Source organism: Vibrio sp. NFR (assembly GCF_027587095.1).
In the GTDB taxonomy this organism is placed as follows: domain Bacteria; phylum Pseudomonadota; class Gammaproteobacteria; order Enterobacterales; family Vibrionaceae; genus Vibrio; species Vibrio harveyi.
This window is the reverse complement of sequence record NZ_JAPPTN010000017.1, coordinates 45,889-69,447: the sequence shown is the minus strand read 5'-3', so window position 1 is coordinate 69,447 and position 23,559 is coordinate 45,889. Positions and strand designations below refer to the sequence as shown.

Genomic DNA, 23,559 nt, shown 5'->3' with positions numbered 1-23,559 from the left:
GAAAGGCGGCTAGGTCTTAATTACTTGATGAGCCGTTAATTACTTCTTTTTAGGGGCAAGAACCATGATCATCTGACGACCTTCGATCTTACTTGGGAAAGATTCCACTACAGCAAAGTCTACAGTGTCTTCTTTCAAGCGATGAAGAACGTCAACACCGATGTCTTGGTGTGCCATTTCTCGGCCACGGAAGCGAATTGTTACCTTCACTTTGTTGCCTTCTTCAAGGAAACGCGTCAGGTTGCGTAGTTTTACCTGATAGTCTCCAATATCAGTTCCAGGACGGAATTTTACTTCCTTAATCTGAACCTGTTTTTGCTTTTTCTTCTGCTCTTTAGCAGATTTGCTCTTTTCAAAGAGGAATTTGCCGTAGTCCATAACACGACAGACTGGCGGCTCAGCGTTAGGACTGATCTCCACAAGATCCATGCCTGCTTCTTCAGCAGCTGCGATCGCTTCTTGAATCGATACAACACCAACTGATTCACCGTCAGCGCCAGTTAGTCGAACTTCACGAACGCCACGAATTTCACCGTTCATACGGTGTGGGTTTTGTTTTACCGGCTGTTGGCCGCGTCTTCCGCCTTTAATAGCTTATTCCTCCAGATTGAGCTTACGGCTAGAGATCTCGTCTTGGATGTATGCGATAAAGTCATCCACTTTAAATTTACCGAGATCTTTACCTTTACGAGTACGTACTGCGATTTCGCCTGCTTCCATCTCTTGGTCACCGACAACAAGCATATACGGTACACGCTTCAAAGTGTGTTCGCGGATTTTAAAGCCAATCTTCTCATTTCTCAAGTCCGCTTTAGCTCTAATTCCACTTTTTTGTAGTTTTTGTACTACTTCCTGAACATAATCTGACTGTTTATCAGTAATGTTCATAAGAATTGCCTGTTCTGGCGCCAACCAAGTTGGGAAGAAACCAGCATATTCTTCGATAAGGATACCAATGAAACGCTCTAGTGAACCTAGAATTGCACGGTGAATCATTACCGGTACAAGACGTTCATTGTTTTCACCTACGTAAGTTGCACCTAGGCGACCTGGTAGGTTGAAGTCTAACTGAACAGTACCACACTGCCACGCACGGTCTAGACAGTCGTATAGCGTGAATTCAATCTTAGGACCGTAGAACGCACCCTCACCTTCTTGAATTTCGTATGGGATTTCCATCGATTCAAGAGATTGTTTCAATGCTTCTTCAGATTGATCCCAGATTTCGTCTGAACCTACACGTTTTTCTGGACGAGTAGACAGTTTCACTACGATGTTGTCGAAACCAAATGTTTGGTACGTATCGTACACCATCTTGATACAGTTTGTTACTTCTTCTTGAATTTGGCTCTCAGTACAGAAAATGTGAGCGTCATCCTGAGTAAAGCCACGTACACGCATAATACCGTGTAGTGCACCAGATGGTTCGTTACGGTGACATGAGCCGAACTCAGCCATACGTAGCGGTAGGTCACGGTACGATTTTAGACCTTGGTTAAAGATCTGTACGTGACCTGGACAGTTCATTGGCTTAATCGCGTATTCACGGTTTTCAGAAGAAGTTGTGAACATCGCATCAGCGTATTTGTCCCAGTGACCAGAGCGTTCCCAAAGAACGCGGTCCATCATTAGCGGACCTTTTACTTCTTGGTAACCGTACTCATCTAGCTTAGCGCGAATGAATACTTCTAGATCACGGAAGATAGACCAACCATTGTGATGCCAGAACACCATACCCGGCGCTTCTTGCTGCATGTGGAATAGGTCTAGTTGCTTACCAATCTTACGGTGGTCGCGCTTCGCCGCTTCTTCTAGGCGAGTTAGGTGCGCTTTCAGAGCTTTCTTATCGTGGAAAGCTGTACCGTAGATACGTTGAAGCATTTTGTTGTCGCTGTTACCACGCCAGTATGCGCCTGCCACATTTAATAGTGTGAAATGTTGACAGAAGCTCATGTTAGGTACGTGTGGACCACGACACATGTCGATGTATTCTTCATGGTGGTAAAGACCTGGACGATCATCACGAGATACGTTTTCGTCTAGGATTTCCACTTTGTATGGTTCTTCACGTGATTCAAACGTATCACGTGCTTCCTGCCAGCTTACTTTTTTCTTAACCACTTCGTACTTGGTTTTCGCTAGCTCTTTCATACGCTTTTCAATCTTTTCAAGATCGTCTTGCGTTAGAGACTCGTCTAGGTCGATGTCGTAGTAGAAGCCGTTGTCGATTGTTGGACCAATCGCCATTTTAGCTTGAGGGTAAAGCTGCTTAAGAGCGTGACCAAGAAGGTGAGCACAAGAGTGACGAACGATTTCTAGACCGTCCACTTCATCTTTAACTGTGATGATCTCTAGGCTTGCGTCTTCTTCAATTAGGTCACACGCATCTACGCGGTTACCATTTACACGACCAGCGATAGTTGCTTTTGCAAGACCAGGACCGATCGATTGCGCAACTTCCATAGTAGAAACTGGGTTGTCAAATTGACGCTGACTGCCGTCAGGAAGAGTAATAATAGGCATGCTATGTCCTTTACAGTGGTGTTGCACACCAAGCAACACATGTTATTCAAATTAGAAGATATTTCGAAAGTTGATGACGGTCGCTCGGTAACACGAATACCGGACCTTCATCAGAACGAGGATTGTACCTAGCTCACATTTAGAATGCAAAGAGCGATTTCAAAATGTCATCTAAACTTCATTACGACCAATTCAACACTAAGCCCAAATTGTATAATTATTGCAATTGAACAGCATTCAAAACATGAAGACACTATAGTTAATTTATTGAGTAATCTCATTTTAGGCTTTCATCATGATGGATTTAAGATGGCAACCTACTCTTTTGAGTTGCGCCTTGTTTCTAAGTACCCCAGCGTTCAGCGCATCCGATTTGTATGGTCCACTGCGCTCTTATGCGCAATCTCCAATACAAGTGGTCAGTCATACTAACGTACTTCGCTCTGGGTATAGTCTTCCCTCCGGCTACGTTGAAGCATATGGTTCGGGCACCATCGCAAGTGTCTGGGCTCACACAAGCGATTATTCTCTCGATTACTATCACAACCAACTTGAACTCGGTGGAAAATGGCAAATCAATGACCAGTGGCAATGGGAACTGAACTATCGTTGGGTCTTTGCTGCAGACAACCATTTAGATGGACTGACCGAAAGCTTTCACGACCTATTTGGTATCGGACAAAATGGACGAGATGAAGTCGACAAGAACCGCTTTTATATGTCGATGCCCGAGTACGACATTTTAATAGAGGATTTTGAAGGTGAAACACTGGCAAACAACCTCTCAACGTATATCCAATACCAAATAATACAAAATGAACATCATGGTTTATCTGTCGGTGGTAGTCTCTACTATAACGATGTCGCTCACGGCTCCTTTAAAGGAAGCAGTTTTGAGCAAGGAGTACAAATTAACTACAGCTACCGACTCAATGCAACCAATGTATTCTATTCCATGGCGGGGATGACGTTTCGAAATAGTGATCGAGCGCTTGTTGACTTCCCATACCGGCACAACACGGCAGCGCTTGCAGGCGGATATCGTTATGCGTTAAACAACAATCACCACTTTATCCTTGAATATCATTGGTATCAGGGCTCCACTGAAGGTCCAAGCGAGTTTGCTGACGCATCGAATGAGTTTGTGATTGGGTATCGCTATTTGATGGAGAACTCTGCCATTGAAATCATGGCGATTGAGAATGCGAGAAACATGGATAACAGTACCGATATCGCCTTCACTTTTGGATATCGGTACCTATTCGTTCCAGAAACGGAAAGTTAGATGTTTACAGATTCAATGTCGGCGCAACTGCTGCCGCAACTTCTGAATCAGAAGCTCCAATCGGTAACGAGAAAGAACGGTATTGATCGCCTGACATACTAAATGAACGGTCGATCTCTGCTAAACAGTGGATAATCCCACCATCTAAGATAAATGAGAGTTCGATCTCTTTAGTTGACACAAAACCGTTATTACGAAATTCCAGTTCTTGATAGATACCGGAGCGTGAAGAGAACGTATTGCCACGCAAGAAGCCTTTCTCGACATCCGCTTTCACCATAGTAAAACCTGCTTGTTCGATGGCTTGGATTACACGCGAAGCAACTGGTAACGGCTTAACCTCGATGTAATCTCTATCACGCGGGTCAATCGCAAAGCCAATATCTAGCGTAGTTTCTACCCAAACATGGCATTGATTTTTCTGTGCACTCACAGCTGTGATTGGTGTTTCGTCATGAAGTTTGAGCTCGAATGGCACTTGTTTTTCTTCATTCGGTTGAATGACAAACGGTTCGACCGCTTTAAGTTGGTCTATCGTGAAAGTTTGGTAACTGATACTGTCATCCACTTCCACTTTCATTTCGGTGTTGAGCTTGATGGTAATGGCATCAATTTGTTGCTCTACGTCACCACCTTTGATTTGAACATGACCGCGCAGTGTTGCCCCTTGGTACACGCTCATTTCATCTAAGATCGTATCGACTTTAGCTGAGCCGATCCCAAGCGACGCTTTGAGTTTTTTAAACATGCGATTCCTTTGTGACTGTCTATTTTCATTGTTTTGATAAGTCTCTGTTTACACAACTGCAGAAACTCCTGCAAGTAATAGACGACAAGAATGCGGACTAATTCCTTTTATCACTACACAAAATAGGTATGTTTGTTTGCAATTTGTCCATAGATTACGCACTATTTGTATAGTCAATTAAAAGGAAATCTTTATGTCTGCGCCACTCTACATGCAAATCAAGCAATTCATCCTCGATAAAATTGACTCGGGAGAGTGGATAGTTGGGCATCGTATTGCGACAGAGATCAAGTTGACTGAGCAGTTTGGTGTGAGTCGAATGACCGTCAACAAAGCCATTCGGGACTTAGTCAACGAGGGGAAACTGCAACGTCGCCCTCGCCTTGGGACTTTTGTTTGTGATCCGGCGGAGAAATCAGAATCGCCCCTTTTAGACATTCGCAATATTGCCGATGAAATCAGTAATCGCGGACGAGAACACCGCAGCGCAGTGTTACAACAAATCGCTATAAAAGCCGATGACGCTATTGCAACCAAGCTTGGCGTGATGTTAGGCACAACAGTATTTTATAGTGAAATCATACACTTTGAAGATAACAACCCGATTCAACTTGAATTGCGTTGGGTCAACAGCCAATATGCGCCAAATTATCTACAACAAGACTTCACTTGTAAGACGCCAAACCAATACCTATCAGACAATTGTCCACTGAGCGCCATAGAGCATACGGTCGAAGCGATTATACCGGATGGACGCGTTAAGCAAGACCTGAAAATGCAAGCCAATGAACCGTGCTTACTCCTCAATCGCCGGACTTGGAGCCAAGATAAACTGGTCAGTACAGCCCTTCTGTATCACCCTGGTAACAAGTACAAATTAAGCTCTAAGATCCTGTTATAAACTGGACGTTACTTCTTCGTTTCGATCACATTTCCGCAACATTAGCCTTGTCAGTGATGCTTTTTTCTCCTATTTATTTGTATATACATTTAAAGAATACGAATTGAAAGGAACGACAAGAATGGATCTGTTGATTGAGAACGCCCGTTTAGTCACGATGCAAGAAGGAGAACATGGTTACCTGCCTTCTCCTCCTGCCCGCGTTGGCATTCGTTCGGGAAAAATCGTTGCCATCAGTACCACAGAAAAAGGCAAAGACAGTGCACAAACCGAATCCATTCTGAATCCAGATCATTACGAACAAACGCTTGACCTTCAAAACAGGTTGTTACTGCCAGGATTAATAGATTGCCACACCCACCTCGTATACGCGGGTAATCGAGCCAACGAATTTGAAATGCGCCTCAATGATGTGCCTTACGAAACAATCGCCAAGCAAGGCGGCGGTATTCTCTCTACCGTTTATGCCACACGAACCGCAACTAAAGAACAACTAATTGAGCTCGCTTTGCCACGCCTTGACGGTTTGATTGCAAGCGGCGTCACGTCGATTGAAGTCAAATCCGGTTATGGCTTAACTCTGGATGATGAAATAAAAATGCTACGTGCAGCCAAAGCCTTGGAACATGAACGTAAGGTTAAGATCACAACCACCTTACTCGCTGCTCATGCGCTTCCTCCAGAATATAAAGATTGCGCTGACGACTATATTCAGCATATTTGTGACGACATTATTCCTCTTGTCGCTCAAGAAAATCTCGCCACCAGCGTCGATGTGTTTTGCGAATCGATAGGCTTTAACTTAGAGCAAACCGAACGCGTCTTTCAATCGGCTACCCAACACGGATTAAGAGTGAAAGGCCATACTGAGCAGCTTTCTATGCTTGGCGGTACCGCTTTAACCGCTCAATACAATGGTCTGTCTGCCGATCACATCGAATACCTAGATGAACAAGGCGTAATAGCTTTAGCCAACTCTCCAACGGTTGCGACGCTGCTCCCCGGCGCGTATTACTTCCTACGTGAAACCCAATTACCACCGATTGATTTACTTAGAGAGCACAAGGTTCCAATGGCGATTGCAACGGACATCAACCCAGGAACATCCCCGTTTGCCGATTTAACCTTGATGATGAACATGGCATGCACACTTTTCCGTTTAACACCACAAGAGGCATTGCGTGGTGTTACGCAAAACGCTGCAAAAGCATTGGGTTACGGAGAATCTCGTGGCGTCATTGATATTGGCTGTGACGCCGATTTCTCCATCTGGGATATCGAGCATCCAGCAGACCTCAGCTATCAAGTCGGGGCAAAACGCTTAGTAGGTCGTATAGTGAATGGTGAATACGTTTCCCACGGAGGGCATTAAAATGTCTCAATCCGATGTAAATCACCCACCCTTTCACTGGCAAGGTCGTCACGATGCCGAAGATGGAGAACAAGGAAAGCGTGTCCACCACGTGATCAAAAATATCTCTACCGAAGAACTACCACATTTAAGCGAAGGCGTTTCAATACTTGGCTTTGCTACCGACGCAGGTGTGGCGCGTAACAAAGGTCGCATTGGTGCGAAGAAGTCACCAGATTTAATCCGTCGTGCCTTAGCCAATCTTGCATGGCATCAGGACGCGCCACTTTACGATATAGGAACCGTCGTTTGTGAAGACGATTTACTAGAGTCAAGTCAGAATCTGTGCGCGCATACTATTGCTCAAGTCCTACCCTATAGCCCTGTCGTCGTCTTGGGTGGAGGGCACGAAATTGCGTGGGCTTCATTTTCTGGATTGGCCAAATACTTCAAAACCCATCACCCAGATAAGCAGCCAAAAATCGGTATCATCAATTTCGATGCACACTTTGACTTACGCGCTTTTGAAAGCCCCATTGCAGAGGTAAAGCCAAGTTCTGGTACACCATTCAATCAGATCCATCATTTTTGTCAGCGTAACGATTGGGCATTTCATTACGCCTGCATAGGTGTCAGCCGCAGCAGCAATACTCAGGCTCTTTTTCAAAAAGCAGATCAACTCAACGTCTGGTACGTGGAGGATAATCAGCTTTGTTACATGAACCACAGCTATCATTTAACCCAGCTCCAACACTTTATCGATGACTGTGATTATCTCTATCTGACGATTGATTTGGACGTATTTCCAGCGGCAACTGCACCTGGGGTAAGCGCGCCAGCAGCGAGAGGCGTAAGCTACGACATCCTTGCACCGTTTCTCGATCGAATACTGCATTACAAGAACAAACTCATGTTGGCAGACATTGCAGAGTACAACCCCACTTATGACGTCGATAGCCAAACGGCTCGATTGGCAGCACGTCTGTGCTGGGATATTGCCAATGCCATGGCAGAGAAAGACCATAAACCCAAATAATCGAATTCAATAACACTTAACTCGAATAATGGTTAGTTCTCATGCCAAGTTATTTGAGGAGAAGTAGCCAAGCAGAGACTTGGATATAAACGTGAAACTAAAGGAGTCTTAAAATGACACAGCGCCAGGGACAAGATCCACGACTTGATACAAGCAGAACAATTCGTGCTCCACACGGTACACAACTGCGCGCCAAATCTTGGCTGACGGAAGCGCCACTTCGTATGCTGATGAACAACCTTGATCCAGATGTAGCCGAGCACCCTCACTCGCTTGTCGTCTATGGTGGCATTGGTCGAGCAGCACGAAATTGGGAATGCTTCGATAAGATTGTTGAAGTGTTAGAAAGACTCGACGATGACCAAACTTTACTCGTCCAATCAGGCAAACCTGTCGGCGTTTTTCCGACGCATAAAAGCGCGCCGCGCGTGCTGATTGCGAACTCAAACTTAGTGCCACATTGGGCGAATTGGGAACACTTCAATGAGCTCGATAAAGAAGGCTTGATGATGTACGGTCAAATGACCGCAGGCAGCTGGATTTACATTGGCTCACAAGGCATTGTTCAAGGTACTTATGAGACCTTTGTGTCTGTGGCGAAAAAGCACTTTAAGGGTGATGCCAAAGGTCGCTGGATCTTAACTGGGGGCCTTGGTGGCATGGGTGGTGCTCAACCTCTTGCTGGCACCATGGCTGGCTTTTCCATGATTGCGGTCGAGTGTGACGAATCACGCATCGATTACCGCCTACGTACCGGTTATGTTGACAAAAAAGCAACGTCTTTGGATGAGGCACTAGCGATGATCAAAGAATCTGACGCACCAATTTCAGTTGGTCTACTGGGCAATGCAGCAGATATCTTCCCAGAGCTTGTAGAACGTAACATCACACCAGACGTAGTAACAGACCAAACCTCTGCGCACGATCCATTGAATGGTTACTTACCTCAAGGTTGGAGCATGCCACATGCAGCAGACATGCGTTTACAAGATGAAGCGAGCGTAGTTAAAGCAGCCAAACAGTCGATGGCGATTCAAGTGAAAGCTATGTTGGAGCTTCAAAACCGAGGCGCTGCAACGCTTGATTACGGAAATAACATCCGTCAAATGGCTTTAGAAGAAGGCATTGAGAACGCGTTTGACTTCCCTGGCTTTGTACCAGCTTACATTCGCCCGTTATTCTGTGAAGGCATCGGACCGTTCCGCTGGGCAGCATTATCTGGAGACCCAGAGGACATCTACAAAACCGACCAAAAAGTGAAAGAGCTGATCCCAGATAACCCACATCTACATAACTGGCTAGACATGGCACGCGAACGCATTCAGTTCCAAGGTCTACCAGCACGTATCTGCTGGGTTGGTTTAAAAGATCGAGAACGTTTAGGTCAAGCCTTTAATGAAATGGTGAAAAACGGTGAGCTCAAAGCCCCTGTCGTCATTGGTCGTGACCATCTAGACTCAGGGTCTGTAGCAAGCCCGAACCGTGAAACCGAAGGCATGATAGATGGCTCAGACGCCGTTTCAGACTGGCCACTACTAAACGCATTGCTGAATACCGCAGGGGGTGCGACATGGGTATCTCTTCACCATGGTGGTGGCGTAGGTATGGGCTTCTCACAACACTCTGGCATGGTGATTTGTTGTGATGGCAGTGATGACGCGTCGGAGCGCATTGCACGTGTTCTACATAATGACCCAGCAACGGGGGTTATGCGTCACGCTGATGCAGGATACGACATCGCAAAACAATGTGCAGCTGAGCAAAAACTGGATTTACCAATGCTCAATGAAGAACTGAAAAAGCTGAAGTAAGGATGAAAGACATGCTCAATTTAACGCTAAAGCCAGGTCATATTAGCTTAAACGAACTACGCCAAGTGAGCCGCTCACCCGTAAACCTTACTCTGGATCCAAACGCGATTCCAGCAATAGAAGAAAGCACTCAAGTGGTCGATCGAGTGATTGCAGAAGACCGGACGGTTTATGGCATTAACACCGGCTTCGGTTTGCTAGCAAATACACGCATTGCACCAGAAGATTTGGAAACACTGCAGCGCAGTATCGTGCTTTCTCATGCGGCTGGTATCGGCAAGTTCATGTCAGACGAAACCGTTCGTTTGATGATGGTATTAAAGATCAACAGCCTCGCCCGTGGCTTCTCTGGCTTACGTTTAAAAGTCATCAACATGTTGATTGATTTGGTGAATGCTCAGGTCTACCCATGCGTCCCTCAGAAGGGCTCTGTAGGCGCATCTGGTGACTTAGCGCCATTAGCTCATATGAGTACGGTTCTTCTTGGTGAAGGTCAAGCTCGCCATAATGGCAAAGTGATTTCAGGTCTAGAAGCACTGCAAATCGCCGGTCTTGAGCCAATCACTCTTGCTCCAAAAGAAGGGTTAGCACTGCTTAATGGTACTCAAGCGTCAACAGCATTTGCACTAGAAGGTTTGTTCATTGCCGAGGACCTGTTCTCATCAGCGACGGTTTGTGGTGCGATGTCAGTAGAAGCGGCTTTAGGCAGTCGTCGTCCGTTCGACCCACGTATCCATCGTGTTCGTGGTCATCGTAGCCAAATGGATGCCGCCTTGGCGTACCGCCACCTGTTAGAGGCGACCAGCGAGATTGGTGAATCTCATACCAACTGTGAGAAGGTACAAGATCCTTATTCACTGCGTTGCCAACCTCAAGTAATGGGAGCTTGTTTGCAGCAAATTCGCAATGCAGCAGACATTCTACAAGTGGAGGCCAACTCTGTGTCGGATAACCCGCTGGTCTTTGCGGAAGATGATGACATCATCTCCGGCGGTAACTTCCATGCAGAGCCAGTCGCTATGGCGGCGGATAACCTTGCACTTGCGATTGCTGAAATTGGTAGCTTGTCTGAGCGACGCATGGCACTACTTATAGATAGCGCTCTATCTAAGCTTCCTCCCTTCTTAGTCGACAATGGCGGCGTGAACTCCGGCTTTATGATTGCTCAGGTGACGTCGGCAGCATTGGCAAGTGAAAACAAAACATTGGCTCACCCAGCTTCTGTCGATAGTTTGCCAACATCCGCAAACCAAGAAGATCACGTTTCGATGGCTACTTTTGCTGCTCGTCGTTTAAAGGAAATGGGAGAGAATACACGTGGCATTTTGGCGGTTGAATACTTGTCAGCTGCTCAAGGGCTAGATTTCCGTGCACCAAACAAATCTTCAGAGCGTATCGAAATTGCCAAGCAAATGCTGCGTGAGAAAGTGTCGTTCTACGATAAAGACCGCTACTTCGCGCCAGATATCGAGCAAGCCAATGCACTACTCAAACTCGCTCTGCACAACGCATTAATGCCAGAAAGCTTACTACCAAGCGTGCATTAATACATAATGAGTGATGACTTTAAAGGCTCCTGCGTGGAGCCTTTATTGTATTTATATATACCCAAGTAACCTCGAGATGCTAGGTTCAGCGAGAATGACTTGGTTTGTAGACGCGGCGGCGATTTAAAGGTCTAGTGGATCTAAATCAAGAATCGCCAATAAAATATACAAGCCAAGGTCCTTACTATTTGTAAAGAGTACCCTTTGGAAGCGTGTCATTGACTCGCTTTTCTATTAAACCAATGGCTAAGTCAAACAACTTGGAAATAGCTGGCTGTTACGCTGCGTTGTTTTCCTTGCTTGTTTTCGGCAAATAGGGAACCAATGACAACACTCTGAATCCTGCATCTTGAAGTCACTTGGGTATATACTCATCGCCCGAAGCGAATGGTAAATTCCTGATTTATAGCCATACTGAATAATGTGACACAAAAGCACTCTTTTTGATGCTTAATTGCCCTGCGTTATCGTTTCATTGTTAAGATACAGTGAAGTTTTCACTGGATGGACCATTGCTACGCAGATATTCGCATATAATCCCTGACAGTTTTGGTTACTACGTAAAAATTATGTTTCTAACACCTTATTTTTCAAACACTAATCACCAATTTCAGTTCACTCGTGAGCAAGCAAGTCACTTCGCTAAACGCGTCGCTGGTGATTACAACCCTATCCATGATGAAGACAACAAACGCTTTTGTGTGCCGGGCGATTTACTTTTTGCCGTATTGCTAAGCAAAGAAGGGGTAAGCCAAAAGATGCGTTTCGATTTCTCCGGAATGGTGAACGATGGCGTAGCGCTTCATATCGAGAATAAGTGTGAAAAAGAAAGTGCCGTAGTCGATGAAGCAGGTAAAGAATACCTGCACATGTCTCGTGAAGGCGAAACTAACCTCAACCCTGAGTTCATTGAACACGTGGTGACTAACTACGTTCAATTCTCTGGCATGAACTTCCCTCACATCATGGTTCCTCTGATGGAAGAGAAACAAATGATGATCAACTGCCAACGACCATTAGTGATCTACGAAAGCATGGAAGTAGAATTCAGTCGTTTAGACCTAACTCATCCAGAAGTAGATTTCACTGGTGCGACGTTCGATGTTGAAGGTAAGCGCGGCGTAGTAACACTAAACTTTGCCTTCAAAGAAGATGGCGAAGTTGTTGGCAAAGGCATCAAGCGCATGGTTGCGAGTGGTCTTAAGCCATACGACCAAGATGCAGTGGACGATTTGGTTCAACGCTTTAACGAGCGCAAGGATGCCTTCCTAGCAAAGTTTGCTAAGGCAGCATAATCATCCCACTGCCGACAGATTTCAAAAAGAAAGCCCAGCGTATTGCTGGGCTTTCTTTCATCTGTAACTCGGTATCTTTGCGTCAAATCCAGCGACGCACTTGGTTTTTATAATCCAAATAGTCTTCGCCAAACAACCTCTCTAACGCACGTTCTTCTGGTTTTATTTGATAACGGTTCATGTAGGCCACAAACAATACACCACATAAAATGACGCTTAAGTGTTGCCACCACAAACCTATAGCGACAATAACTAATAATAACGCCACATACATTGGGTTACGCGTGTAGGCAAAAACGCCGGAATCCACCACTAGTGAAGCCGTCTCTGGTTTAACCGGATTTACGGTCGTCTTTGCTTTGCGAAATTCATAAACACCAGCAATACCGATAAAACCAGCAAGAATAATGAGCCCCGCCGTAACGAACTCAACAAACGGCACTGTAATTTTCATTTCAGGCATCGCTTCTTTTAACCCATACATCAGCAGTATCATCAAGAAAAATAGAGCGACAGGCGGCACTTTAAGCTCAAGCTTTTTCAATCTTCATATCCTTATGAAAGTAAAAACAAATTCATGTTCAGTTACATAGCACTAATGACAACAAGCCCAGTAAAACTGGGCTTGAGTAAACGTTATAACAAGGTTAGCAAAGCTTGCACTGGGTGTTTAGGTTTGATGCCTTCAAAACGCTTTACTTGGCTTCGACAGGAATACCCTGTAATTAAGCATCGGTCATTATCAAGCTTATCTAAATTTGGTTTCCAGCTTAGATCATAGATATCACGAGACATAGTTAGCTTATCCACTTCATGGCCAAAAGTGCCAGCCATACCACAACAGCCTACAGGCACAGTATTCAAGATCGCACCAAAGTGAGCAAAGATTGCCCCCCACTCTTTCTCAGCATTTGGCATTTTTGTTTTCTCAGTACAATGCGCAAACAAATACCAAGGTGCTTGCTCTTTGGTATCTAAAGCCTCGAACTCGCTCAGTCTTGGATAAAGCCATTCATGAGCAGTTAAAACATCAAACTGACCACGCTTACTGCCCAATACCTCAGCATACTCATCGCGATAACAAAGCACTAGCGCGGGATCAACACCCACCATTGGAATGTCTAAATCCGCAACCATCTCCAAGAACTTAGCGGTATCTTGAGCGGTGTGCTTGAACTGGCGTAAGAAACCTTTAATGTGCTGTGCTTTGCCATTTGGCTTAAATGGCAAAAGAACAGGGTTCATACCCAACTTCTTAACCAGCTTGATAAAGTCTTCCACCACCTCAGCATCGTAGTAGCTGGTAAATGGGTCTTGTACAATCAGTACATGCTGTTGTTTGTCCTCACTTGATAAACCACTCAGCACTTGAAGATCATAAGCCGTCGTTAACGTGTCTACACGATCCTTCAAAGTAGGCACAGACAGTAACGGTGCATCGACATAACCCACAGTAGATGCCGTTAAACTTTGCACCCAAGACTGCTTAAGCACTCCATTCACAAGCGTTGGTGCTTTTGCCATTAAGGGCAGCATCGACTCAATGTTCGACACCAAGTAATCTTTTGCCGGACGTTGGTAGCGCGAGTGATAGATGTTTAGGAAACGAGAGCGGAAGCTAGGCACATCAACCTTGATAGGACACTGACTCGCACACGCTTTACATGCAAGACAACCATTCATTGCTTCGTATACTTCGTGAGAGAAATCATACTCATGACGACGATTGATTGAATGACGTACACGGTCGATCATGGTTTTGATAGGCGTTTTATTTTCTAGCGTCTGCTTCTCTAAGTCGAGAATATCAATGCCTTGCTCTGTCAACTGACGTAACCATTCACGCACCAAACCTGCTCGCCCTTTTGGTGAATGGCGACGATCTGCTGTCACTTTCATCGAAGGGCACATCGGCGAGCTCGTGTCGTAGTTAAAACATAAGCCGTTCCCGTTACACTCCATTGCCTGCTTGAAGCTATCACGCACCTGAACGTCAATCTGACGGTCGAAGTAGCCACGTTTCGTATCCGTGACTTTCACAAGTTCTGCATCGCTGTTTAACGGTGTACAGATTTTGCCAGGGTTCATTTTATTGTGCGGGTCGAACGCCGCTTTCACACGTCGTAGCTCGGTAAACAATTCCTCACCGAAGAACTCAGGTCCATATTCAGAACGAAAACCTTTTCCGTGCTCACCCCACATCAAGCCACCGTATTTGGCTACCAGCTTAACAACCTCGTCTGAGATTTCATGCATTAAGGCTTCTTGATGAGGATCGCATAAATCCAATGCAGGACGGACGTGAAGTACGCCAGCGTCTACATGACCAAACATACCGTAGTTGAGTGACTTCGCATCCAGCAGTTCACGGAACTCAACAATAAAGTCCGCTAGATTCTCTGGCGGCACACAAGTGTCTTCCGCGAACGCTACCGGCTTAGCACGCCCTTTCGCGGCCCCCAACAGCCCCACAGCCTTTTTACGCATGTTGTATATACGCCCGATGCTCGCAACATCATTGCATACTTGATATCCAATAATACCCGCTTCTTCGGTCTCTAGCATGCTATCAAGTCTGCTCGTCAGGGAGGCCACTTGCGCGGCAACTTCCTCTTCATCTTGACCTGCGTATTCCACCATATTGATGCCAAGCATCTCTTTGTTGGGAACGTCGGTGATCAGGTCGCTGACGGTGTGCCAGACAATGTCTTGTTTGGCAAGGTTAAGCACCTTAGAGTCGACGGTTTCGACTGATAGAGCATTTGCCTCAACCATAAATGGAGCGTTACGCAATGCAGAGTCAAAACTGTTGTATTTTACGTTCACTAACGTTCGAGCTTTAGGGATGCGAGTTAAGTTAAGTTTTGCCTCGGTAATAAATGCCAACGAACCCTCAGCCCCACACAGTACGCGAGTAAGATCAAAACGATCTTCCTGCTCATCAAACGCGTTCTTTAAGTCATAACCGGTTAGAAATCGATTTAATGGTGGAAACTTATCATTAATTTGCTGACGCTTATCACGACACACCGCTTCGGTAATGCGCATCGCGTTGTGGGCAAACTCACCTTCAATGGGCATACCATGAGACAGATCCGATTCTAAGATGGAACCGTCAGCAAACACCGCTTGCAGCGACAAAACATGATCTGACGTTTTACCGTATTTGAGAGAACCTTGACCAGATGCATCGGTATTGATCATCCCACCAATCGTTGCTCGGTTACTGGTCGATAAGTCTGGTGAAAAGAAGTAACCATATGGGCGCACAGCATCGTTGAGTTGGTCTTTGACCACTCCCGTTTGAACACGCACCCAACCTTGCTCTTCGTTAACCTCTAACACTTTATTCATGTGACGCGACAAGTCGACCACAATGCCTTTGGTTAACGACTGTCCATTGGTACCTGTTCCGCCTCCACGTGGTGAAAACGTTATACGTTCATAAGCTTCCTTATTGCTCAACCGACCAATAAGGGAGACATCTTGAGTGTTTTTTGGGTGAACTACAGCCTGAGGAAGTTGCTGGTAGACACTGTTATCGGTGGCTACCGCAAGGCGGCTAGAATACTGGCTTTCAATATCGCCAGTGAACCCGGATTGCTCAAGTTCTTTGAGAAAACTCAGAACAAGAGGATCGACATCCGTTTGCGAGTGTAATCTTGGTAACATTTGCTTCCTGCCCCTACTGCGCTGATCCAATCAGCTGCGGGTTATGTAATTTTTAAGCACCCACGCCTCGGAACTACACCGTCAACAGCAGAAGACAGAGACATGAATGAGGTAATATTCTTTGAATTACGTCACTTTACAACATTTAAAAAGGCGTTCAAATCAGAATCTCCAAACAAGAATTAAACTTATGCTTTATTTTTTGAGGCTTGATGCCTTACATTGAAAGGGAAATAGCCCTTTAATATGAGCTTTCAGGATGAAAAAAAATAAAGTTGTAACCACTGAAGATATCCTTCTAAAACTTTGCCAGTCGGTTTCTGGCGTTCTTACTTCGGCGACTTCCTCTCAAGTTAACTACTCAGCAATGGTGCAAAAGATCAACAAAACCAGCCTCAAGCCGGATTTTGGTTGCTTTGTACTGTTTGACGGTGGGTTTACTGGATTGGTGGTCATTAACTTTACTGCTAAAGCGGCACTGGAGGTCTACACCAACTACATGCGCAACATGGGCATGCCAGAAGAGGAGTTAGCGATCTCGCACACCTCTGACGAAGTAGGTGATGTTCTTGGTGAGCTGATGAATCAGTTGGTTGGCGACTTCACCAACAAGATCCGCAAAGAGCTACAAACCAACATTACTCAAAATCAACCCAAAATGTTGGCTCTGAATAAACAGGTAATTTTGCAAGTAGACACCAACCTCGACCGACCTCAAGCGCGTCGCGTGACCTTCTCTACGGCAAATAACAACATTTTCTACTTAGAGCTTGCGATGGACAAAACCGAGTTTATTCAACTTGAAGAGTTTGAGGTGGCGGAAGACGAGAGTCCAGACGACATTTTAGAAGCGACTCGCAAAAGTATGGAAGACAAGCAAGCGTCACAATCAAGTGGTTCTAAAAATGACGCAGATGATCTGTTAGACCAGTTAGGTTTATAACGTTTCAATCGCTATTAACACCGTATTAAGCCCCTTTTAATAAGGGGCTTTCTTTTTGCTCACAGTTCGCCTTTCTGGCGTTTTTAGTGTGAAAAAGGTAATATGTCCGACTTCTTAAATTTTCTGCTCTTGGTACTGTTCATCGATGGATAAACAAAAAGCTCTGAAGAAAATCGCCAAATGTTTAGAACTGGGTAATTCCGCCAACGTCAATGAGGCTGCAAACGCCATCAAAATGGCGCATCGTTTGATGCTTAAATACGGGTTGGATAAAGATGACATTGAGTTTATCAAGATGGGTAAGACGCAATCGTCACACCTGCTGCCAGCCAACATCAGTTCAACATTGCTGCGTGTGATCCGCGGTATTAACACTAAATTTGGTGTCGAGGCAGTACTTCTAAACCATAAAGGATTAAAACGAGTTGAGTTTATCGGTGAAGCAGACCGTGCGATTTTTGCTGCATTTGCATTCGATATTATCTATCGTGAAATGAACGAAAGTACTGGTCAGTTTCGTAACAGCTTTGCCGGTTCAGGCACCTCATCAATGGAAGTCACTCGTCGCGTGAACTCTTTTGTTTCAGGTTGGGTTGAAGGAGCACTTGAGAAACTACCAGTGATCTCCCCTGATGAAGAGTCCGCAAATAAGATCAATAACTACATTGATAAAGAATTTAAAAACATCGACCGAGAGACGTTCAAGAAACAACTCAAAGAAGCGATGAAAAACCTCACAGCAGATTATGAAGTTGGCCTAAAGAAGGGTCGTAAGGTCTCAGTTAACCGCGGAGTGGGCGGAGAGCAAGCGAGAAAAATGTTGGATAACCCATCGAAGTGAGCCTATCACTGGTTATTCAATCGCCAACTATCAGAAAAAGCTGACGAACGTCCTATCAATCTGACGTTCACATAACAAATATCAATACCTTCTATTCCATAATTCACATCCCATTATGAGGCGCCATTGCGCCTCGGCTTATACGGAGATTTTCCTTTGAAAAAGATGTCTATTGCACTTGCGCTAGTGCTGGCTCTTACAGGCTGTCAAGCAACCCAACGCCAAAACGCAACCACAGGTGAATACGAAACAAATTCCACCACACAAGGTGCGCTTATCGGTGCGATTGCTGGCGCAGCAATCGGTCTTGCGACGGGCGACAATGCAAAAGAACGTCGTCAACATGCATTAATTGGCGCTGCAGCTGGTGGCGCAACTGGTGCTGGCATTGGTTACTACTTTGACCAACAAGAAGCAGAATTGCGTCGTGCACTACTGAATTCAGGTGTGCAAGTTGAACGCGTAGGTGAAAACAAACTGCTTCTTCGCATGGAAAACGGCATTGGCTTCTCTTCAAGCTCTTACCAACTAGACGCAAGCATCCATAACACACTACGTGGCGTGGCGCGCATTCTGGTTGAATACCCAGACACTAGCCTTGTGATCGATGGTTACACCGACAGTACTGGTAGCGATTCTTACAACCAAACGCTATCTGAGCGTCGTGCTGAATCGGTACGTCAATACCTAGTATCACAAAACGTCGCAGCAGGTCGTGCAATCGCACGTGGCTACGGTGAGCGTAACCCAATTTGCTCAAACCAAACTTCTGAAGGTCGTGCTTGCAACCGTCGTGTTGAAATCCAGATCTTGCCACTGAAGTAATTTGGTTGCACCATATCGGTAATAACTAAAATTACCGGAGCAGGTCTAGCGATAAGCGCTAGACCTGACATACCTCATGTGTTTCAAAACTTTTGCCCTTTCTCTGGTATTGATGACCAGTCTGACGGGCGCAGCATTCGCCTCCCAAAACCCAACTCAGCCTGAGGCGCAATTCGAACTAGCGCAGCAACTGGCTCTATCCCCTAATCCAACTTCACCTAATGACGCACGCTATTGGTTAGAACAATCGGCACATCAAGGGTATATTCCAGCGCAAAAGCAGTTAGCCGAAGACTACGCTAGAGGTTTAACCGGAGACGTAGATTACACCTTAGCAGTGTATTGGTTTACATCAGTGGCACTGGATGATCCAAACGATCGCGGGTTCTTGTTGGCTGATTTTGTAGAACATCATCAGCAAGAAGTATCAAACGCCGATTTGGTTGAAGCCTGGTATCAACTTTCGGCTTTAAAAAACCCGCAAGCAGAGCAAGCGTACAATCAATTTTTGGAAGCGCGGTTTAACCAATTACGAGCTAAACAAGTATCGGAAATCGTCGAGTTAGACAAAAAAGCCACCGACGAAGAAGAACAAGACCAAAAACAAGCGAAGTCCACGCAACAAGCACAAGAGTCCACACTTTGGTACTTCTTTGGCGCCCTAGGTGCTGCTTTAGTAATTGCTGGAGGCGCATTCGCAACTCGTCGACATCGTCAGAATATCAATGCAAATACCGCCCACCAAGTATCCAGAACGCTGCAGTTAGAAACTCAAACTAAAGAACTTGAATTTGCAAATAAGCAGCTTAAACGTCAACTTGAAAAGGTATTCAAAGAGTTTAGGAAGATCAAAGGTCAATCGGAAGGACACAGATTGGCTGTAGCATGCGCCATGTTCGGTTATACCCCACAGAGTATCCCAGACAGTAAAGCAGTGAAATTGCGCTACAGACAACTATCAAAGCTCTATCATCCTGATTCCAGAGGAAGTGAAGAAGAAATGAAGCGTTTAAATCAGGCGTTTAAAACCATTTCACAGAATGTTACAAAATAGTAAAACCAAGTCAAACCCCTTTAGCATGCGAGCTTTTCTGCCTCTAAAATAAAGGCTCGCAATCGATCTCCCTCTCAAACAAATTAACAGACATTTAACCTAGCTATCTTTTGTATGCCATAATACTTGGCGAAAAATAACACCTAGCGACTCAAAATTCATGTAGGTGGGGAGAAAATCAATGTTCACTGAAGAAGGCACCTGTGACTGGTGCAAAAAACCTAGCTTTGTTACTCGTCATGATTACCTAGATGGTAAATACCATCGTTCTTGCAAATCTTGCTACGACATCGCCAAAATTGATGTGCGCCTCTTTAACCAAGGTGAATTGCAAATGCGTGAACGTATGGTTCAGCGAGCAAGCTAACCACAACAAATCAATGGAACTGATTTTCAAAGGCGCCTTGTTTAAGGCGCTTTTTTGATCGTATCAGCTTACCATTTTCCATCCTGCCTTTTCGTCTCCGAGTCAAATCCTACTGTGCAACCCCTGTCTATACAGTAGAAAAACACTGTATAGACAGGAAGCGCAATGTCGATGAGTTCACATTTTCTCACACTGCCAATCTACACTCGATAATAACTTTATTTCTATAATTCAACAACTTAACAAAATCCTAAGCTATAAACATGCGACATTTATTCTAAGTCATCGATAAAAATGGGTTGATCAGACTTCGAAAACAAACTACTGTATACACATACAGCATGTATAAAGGAACAGTAAGATGCAGTTACAAAGTCAAACTCATACATACTCTCGCTACAACGTATTGGCGCAAGCAACACAACCGATGGATGTCTCTGACCAACTTCTTTCTCAGTTGGCAGTATTATCTCAGCAACAGCAGTGGATTTTGTTTACTGCTCAGTGCCCGCGTCCTGATTTTGAGCAACTTGCTGCTTCTAATATTCGCTGTCAAAACATCATTCAGATGAAGCCATCTCAGCAACTTTCTGAAGTGGAAATCGTTATTAAAGCCATCCAATCTGGCAATGCTAGCGCAGTTGTTGCTTCGAATGAGATTGCTCTTATCAATCAATCTATGCTTCGTGACATCGCTCAGCGTTATCAGTGCGAAGTCTTTTTCGTCGAAGGCCGTCCAAGCCAATACCACTAATAATATCGACGTTATCCATCCTGCATCTCGCCTCCTTTTAAGGGGGCTTTTTTATACCAAAACAAAATAAGGCAAACGTTTGCTTTTTCTCTGGCGAGTTAAAATAGTTCTGGTATGATGCCCTCATTCGGTTTATTCAGTGCGCACTGTGCGCTGAGTAAGTTCTCTTTCTGACGTTTGATTAAGATGATAGGAATGTCGCAATGAGCCTTGCTAATCAAGTACTTGCCGTCAATGACGACCTGCCAATTCGCACTCACAAGCCCGTCCACAGCGGAAAAGTTCGCTCTGTTTACTGGTTAACAGAAAAAGACAGCGCACGACTGATCAAAGAAAAAGGATACGACGTCGCCCCAAATGCGCCCTTGGCCATTATGGTAATCAGCGATCGCATCTCAGCATTCGATTGTATTTGGCACGGAGAAGGAGGACTAAAAGGCGTTCCGGGTAAAGGAGCAGCGCTGAACGCAATTTCAAATCACTGGTTTAAACTGTTTAAAGAAAACGGTCTTGCAGATAGCCATATTTTAGATATCCCCCACCCGTTTGTCTGGATTGTACAAAAAGCCAAACCAGTTAAGATTGAAGCTATCTGTCGTAAGTACATTACAGGCTCTATGTGGCGTGCTTATGCAAATGGTGAACGCAACTTCTGTGGTATTCAGCTTCCAGAAGGTCTTGAAAAAGATAAAATGTTGCCAGAGCTACTAATGACACCTTCAACCAAAGGTATCTTGAAAGGCATTCCTGACGTCCCTGAAGCTGATGACGTGAACATCACTCGCGAAAATATCGTGGACAACTTTGCAGCTTTCAACTTCTCTCATGCAGAGGACATAGCGCAGTATGAGAAGCTACTCAAAGAAGGCTTTAACGTGATCAGTCATGCACTGGAAGCCATCGACCAAACCTTTGTTGATACTAAGTTCGAGTTCGGTTACGTACACGATGCCGCAGGTAATAAAAAACTAATTTATATGGATGAAGTTGGCACACCTGATTCATCGCGAATTTGGGATACCAAAGCGTATCAAAAAGGTCAAATCGTCGAAAACTCGAAAGAAGGTTTCCGTCAATTCCTGCTAAACCACTTCCCTGACCCAGATATTTTACTTAATAAAGAGCGTATGTCAGAACGTGAAGCATTGGCTCGCAACAACGAATTGCCAGTCGAATCTTTAATGGATATCTCTCGCACTTACATTGGTATTGCAGAAAAAATTACCGGAAAGCCAATTACGTTAAGCCAAAACCCTAAAGCTGAAATCATAGAGATTTTAAGTAAAGACTATGGCTTAATTGACTAAGCTACCCATTGCCGTTTACTGGCAGTATAGTCTCGATTAAAAAACCCGCACATTGCGGGTTTTTGTTTTTATTCGTTTGCATTTAGCTAACTTAATAAATGTTTCGTAAGTAACGCATTGTTCAGCTTCGAACCAATGTGAAGACAGGACAGGCCTTCAGAATACAACCTTGAGAGTCGAGTGACAACGTAACCACAACAAAGACTACTATACCAAGTTAAATAGTGTGTTTATACCCAAATTCAAAGTAAATATGATTGAGTTAAATACTCTTGAGTTCTATATCGACAGGCTCAAGCAATCTCTTTTTCCAATGTTTCTATAACCCTTTTAGCATCTCTCAGCGAAGCCCCCATCTCTTTTCTATAAAGACGAATAGCTTTTAATTTAGCCCCGGATTTAACCGCATCACACACCTCGATTGAGACACCAAACCGTTGATCGACCTCTAAACCTGATTGTTCCAATAAGAGATCTATCTTGCGCTCAATTATCTTTTGTCGATACTTAATCGAAGAGAACTCGTTTTGTCCCCAAAATACAGCAAAAGCTAATATGCCTAACATCCACTCCACAAAGCCCTCCTTTGACACACGTTGCTCCCCTAAACAGGAAAAGTTGTGAGGAATAAAACCAATAATTAACATGAGTTCAATTGCTTCGGTATAACTATCTCTAATTACGCCAGTAATCATGGCTTTTACTGCGATGCACCTTCAAGCTTCTTGAATTAGAAAGCATGGTTAAAACGAAATAACTCACTTTTTCGTAGTCCATCGCCATACCGATCATCATCAGATGTTGACACAATATAATTCTCACAGCTTAGGTTCATTCGTGTTTTATTAATCCCATCGCTTCTGCTGTTGTTATAGCATTGAAAGGCCCCAAAATTTGATTAGAGAGAAAGATAAGCTGCTGTTCATCTAAATGTTTAACATCAACATTGCTTGGCATGTCGAAGTAGATAAATCCTTTCAGAACCTCATTGAGCGTTGTAATGTCATATTCGCTCAAAACACTTTTAAGTTTTTCGGCTTCTTCTTGAGTGCACTCGTAATCCTTAAGAAAATGTATGTATAAGAATACTTTTCTTTTGTTATCTAGCGTCAAACTTTTGAACCAATCAGACTGAGGAAATACAATAGTCGTTTCCTTGCCTACCTTGTCACACTCTTGCCACTTGTCATTCCATGTTTCCAAGTAGCTCAGTTTATCCACTTTTGACACGCATCCAACTAAAATGAGTAGCGTCACGTTGATAACGAGTGTTTTCATTATCCCCACGCAATATAAACA

21 protein-coding genes are annotated in these 23,559 nt (G+C 44.6%); 14 read left to right on the top strand and 7 right to left on the bottom strand.

The window, feature by feature from the left end:
• Positions 1-39 precede the first annotated feature (39 nt).
• A complete protein-coding gene (gene infC / locus OH463_RS23740) occupies positions 40-591 on the bottom strand; it encodes a translation initiation factor IF-3 (RefSeq protein WP_074050532.1) in 552 nt (183 codons plus the stop codon).
• Between the two features lie 3 nt (positions 592-594).
• Positions 595-2,523: a threonine--tRNA ligase gene (gene thrS / locus OH463_RS23735; protein ID WP_005445593.1), complete on the bottom strand. Its 1,929-nt coding sequence runs from the start codon at positions 2,521-2,523 to the stop codon at positions 595-597.
• Between the two features lie 295 nt (positions 2,524-2,818).
• Here thrS and OH463_RS23730 point away from each other — a divergent pair, with 295 nt between their 5' ends.
• Positions 2,819-3,808, top strand: coding sequence for a DUF3187 family protein (locus OH463_RS23730; RefSeq protein WP_269992850.1), 990 nt, complete (start codon positions 2,819-2,821; stop codon positions 3,806-3,808).
• Between the two features lie 4 nt (positions 3,809-3,812).
• On the opposite strand, the gene OH463_RS23725 is transcribed toward OH463_RS23730, so the two are convergent.
• The gene (locus OH463_RS23725) at positions 3,813-4,556 is read right to left on the bottom strand and encodes a sporulation protein (RefSeq protein WP_009697351.1); all 744 of its coding nucleotides are present in this window, start codon (positions 4,554-4,556) and stop codon (positions 3,813-3,815) included.
• Positions 4,557-4,749: 193 nt separating this feature from the next.
• Here OH463_RS23725 and hutC point away from each other — a divergent pair, with 193 nt between their 5' ends.
• The 6 genes from hutC to OH463_RS23695 all read left to right on the top strand — a co-directional run bounded on the left by hutC (position 4,750) and on the right by OH463_RS23695 (position 12,497).
• On the top strand, positions 4,750-5,457 hold the full coding sequence (hutC, locus tag OH463_RS23720; RefSeq protein WP_269992848.1) for a histidine utilization repressor: 708 nt from the start codon (positions 4,750-4,752) through the stop codon (positions 5,455-5,457).
• Between the two features lie 121 nt (positions 5,458-5,578).
• Entirely contained in the window at positions 5,579-6,829 is a 1,251-nt protein-coding gene (gene hutI, locus OH463_RS23715) for an imidazolonepropionase (RefSeq protein ID WP_017190337.1), read from the top strand.
• Position 6,830: 1 nt separating this feature from the next.
• Positions 6,831-7,844, top strand: a complete 1,014-nt coding sequence (gene hutG / locus OH463_RS23710; protein ID WP_009700164.1) for a formimidoylglutamase — start codon at positions 6,831-6,833, stop codon at positions 7,842-7,844.
• Positions 7,845-7,957: 113 nt separating this feature from the next.
• Positions 7,958-9,655, top strand: a complete 1,698-nt coding sequence (gene hutU, locus OH463_RS23705) for a urocanate hydratase (protein WP_269992847.1) — start codon at positions 7,958-7,960, stop codon at positions 9,653-9,655.
• An 11-nt stretch (positions 9,656-9,666) separates the two neighbouring features.
• A complete protein-coding gene (hutH, locus tag OH463_RS23700; protein WP_009697346.1) occupies positions 9,667-11,202 on the top strand; it encodes a histidine ammonia-lyase in 1,536 nt (511 codons plus the stop codon).
• 569 nt (positions 11,203-11,771) lie between these two features.
• The gene (locus OH463_RS23695) at positions 11,772-12,497 is read left to right on the top strand and encodes a DUF3581 domain-containing protein (RefSeq protein ID WP_005445610.1); all 726 of its coding nucleotides are present in this window, start codon (positions 11,772-11,774) and stop codon (positions 12,495-12,497) included.
• 82 nt (positions 12,498-12,579) lie between these two features.
• On the opposite strand, the gene OH463_RS23690 is transcribed toward OH463_RS23695, so the two are convergent.
• Both OH463_RS23690 and ydiJ read right to left on the bottom strand, forming a co-directional pair.
• Positions 12,580-13,041, bottom strand: a complete 462-nt coding sequence (locus tag OH463_RS23690) for a methyltransferase family protein (RefSeq protein WP_005445612.1) — start codon at positions 13,039-13,041, stop codon at positions 12,580-12,582.
• Positions 13,042-13,133: 92 nt separating this feature from the next.
• Complete coding sequence (gene ydiJ, locus OH463_RS23685) at positions 13,134-16,169, bottom strand: D-2-hydroxyglutarate dehydrogenase YdiJ (RefSeq protein ID WP_269992846.1); 3,036 nt, start codon at positions 16,167-16,169, stop codon at positions 13,134-13,136.
• A 259-nt stretch (positions 16,170-16,428) separates the two neighbouring features.
• On the opposite strand from ydiJ, the gene OH463_RS23680 reads away from it, so the two are divergent.
• The 7 genes from OH463_RS23680 to OH463_RS23650 all read left to right on the top strand — a co-directional run bounded on the left by OH463_RS23680 (position 16,429) and on the right by OH463_RS23650 (position 22,260).
• Positions 16,429-17,112, top strand: coding sequence for a DUF3334 family protein (locus OH463_RS23680; RefSeq protein WP_009697342.1), 684 nt, complete (start codon positions 16,429-16,431; stop codon positions 17,110-17,112).
• Positions 17,113-17,257: 145 nt separating this feature from the next.
• Positions 17,258-17,953, top strand: coding sequence for a DUF2786 domain-containing protein (locus OH463_RS23675; RefSeq protein ID WP_005445617.1), 696 nt, complete (start codon positions 17,258-17,260; stop codon positions 17,951-17,953).
• A gap of 165 nt (positions 17,954-18,118) precedes the next feature.
• Positions 18,119-18,778 (top strand): OmpA family protein, encoded by a 660-nt coding sequence (locus tag OH463_RS23670; protein ID WP_017190341.1) that lies wholly within the window; start codon positions 18,119-18,121, stop codon positions 18,776-18,778.
• Between the two features lie 76 nt (positions 18,779-18,854).
• A complete protein-coding gene (locus OH463_RS23665) occupies positions 18,855-19,832 on the top strand; it encodes a J domain-containing protein (RefSeq protein WP_026138246.1) in 978 nt (325 codons plus the stop codon).
• 181 nt (positions 19,833-20,013) lie between these two features.
• Positions 20,014-20,199, top strand: coding sequence for a hypothetical protein (locus OH463_RS23660; RefSeq protein ID WP_005445621.1), 186 nt, complete (start codon positions 20,014-20,016; stop codon positions 20,197-20,199).
• A gap of 361 nt (positions 20,200-20,560) precedes the next feature.
• A complete protein-coding gene (locus OH463_RS23655) occupies positions 20,561-20,953 on the top strand; it encodes a SulA-like leucine-rich domain-containing protein (protein ID WP_009697340.1) in 393 nt (130 codons plus the stop codon).
• A gap of 203 nt (positions 20,954-21,156) precedes the next feature.
• Positions 21,157-22,260: a phosphoribosylaminoimidazolesuccinocarboxamide synthase gene (locus OH463_RS23650; RefSeq protein ID WP_269992845.1), complete on the top strand. Its 1,104-nt coding sequence runs from the start codon at positions 21,157-21,159 to the stop codon at positions 22,258-22,260.
• 293 nt (positions 22,261-22,553) lie between these two features.
• Here OH463_RS23650 and OH463_RS23645 read toward each other — a convergent pair whose 3' ends face one another.
• Complete coding sequence (locus tag OH463_RS23645; protein WP_005445628.1) at positions 22,554-22,955, bottom strand: DUF6793 family protein; 402 nt, start codon at positions 22,953-22,955, stop codon at positions 22,554-22,556.
• A gap of 136 nt (positions 22,956-23,091) precedes the next feature.
• Positions 23,092-23,538 carry a hypothetical protein gene (locus tag OH463_RS23640; RefSeq protein ID WP_017817978.1) on the bottom strand — a complete coding sequence of 149 codons (447 nt, stop codon included), beginning with the start codon at positions 23,536-23,538 and terminating at the stop codon, positions 23,092-23,094.
• Between the last annotated feature and the right edge of the window lie 21 nt (positions 23,539-23,559).

Bases quoted from the DNA above. Each gene is read 5' to 3' on its own strand.
- hutH (WP_009697346.1), top strand. From the start codon at position 9,667: ATGCTCAATTTAACGCTAAAGCCAGGTCATATTAGCTTAAACGAACTA.
- OH463_RS23725 (WP_009697351.1), bottom strand. From the start codon at position 4,556: ATGTTTAAAAAACTCAAAGCGTCGCTTGGGATCGGCTCAGCTAAAGTC.
- OH463_RS23670 (WP_017190341.1), top strand. From the start codon at position 18,119: ATGTCTATTGCACTTGCGCTAGTGCTGGCTCTTACAGGCTGTCAAGCA.
- OH463_RS23640 (WP_017817978.1), bottom strand. From the start codon at position 23,538: ATGAAAACACTCGTTATCAACGTGACGCTACTCATTTTAGTTGGATGC.
- thrS (WP_005445593.1), bottom strand. From the start codon at position 2,523: ATGCCTATTATTACTCTTCCTGACGGCAGTCAGCGTCAATTTGACAAC.
- OH463_RS23730 (WP_269992850.1), top strand. From the start codon at position 2,819: ATGATGGATTTAAGATGGCAACCTACTCTTTTGAGTTGCGCCTTGTTT.
- hutG (WP_009700164.1), top strand. From the start codon at position 6,831: ATGTCTCAATCCGATGTAAATCACCCACCCTTTCACTGGCAAGGTCGT.
- OH463_RS23650 (WP_269992845.1), top strand. From the start codon at position 21,157: ATGAGCCTTGCTAATCAAGTACTTGCCGTCAATGACGACCTGCCAATT.
- hutI (WP_017190337.1), top strand. From the start codon at position 5,579: ATGGATCTGTTGATTGAGAACGCCCGTTTAGTCACGATGCAAGAAGGA.
- OH463_RS23680 (WP_009697342.1), top strand. From the start codon at position 16,429: ATGAAAAAAAATAAAGTTGTAACCACTGAAGATATCCTTCTAAAACTT.
- ydiJ (WP_269992846.1), bottom strand. From the start codon at position 16,169: ATGTTACCAAGATTACACTCGCAAACGGATGTCGATCCTCTTGTTCTG.
- hutU (WP_269992847.1), top strand. From the start codon at position 7,958: ATGACACAGCGCCAGGGACAAGATCCACGACTTGATACAAGCAGAACA.
- OH463_RS23665 (WP_026138246.1), top strand. From the start codon at position 18,855: ATGTGTTTCAAAACTTTTGCCCTTTCTCTGGTATTGATGACCAGTCTG.
- OH463_RS23660 (WP_005445621.1), top strand. From the start codon at position 20,014: ATGTTCACTGAAGAAGGCACCTGTGACTGGTGCAAAAAACCTAGCTTT.
- OH463_RS23675 (WP_005445617.1), top strand. From the start codon at position 17,258: ATGGATAAACAAAAAGCTCTGAAGAAAATCGCCAAATGTTTAGAACTG.
- OH463_RS23655 (WP_009697340.1), top strand. From the start codon at position 20,561: ATGCAGTTACAAAGTCAAACTCATACATACTCTCGCTACAACGTATTG.
- hutC (WP_269992848.1), top strand. From the start codon at position 4,750: ATGTCTGCGCCACTCTACATGCAAATCAAGCAATTCATCCTCGATAAA.
- OH463_RS23645 (WP_005445628.1), bottom strand. From the start codon at position 22,955: ATGATTACTGGCGTAATTAGAGATAGTTATACCGAAGCAATTGAACTC.
- OH463_RS23695 (WP_005445610.1), top strand. From the start codon at position 11,772: ATGTTTCTAACACCTTATTTTTCAAACACTAATCACCAATTTCAGTTC.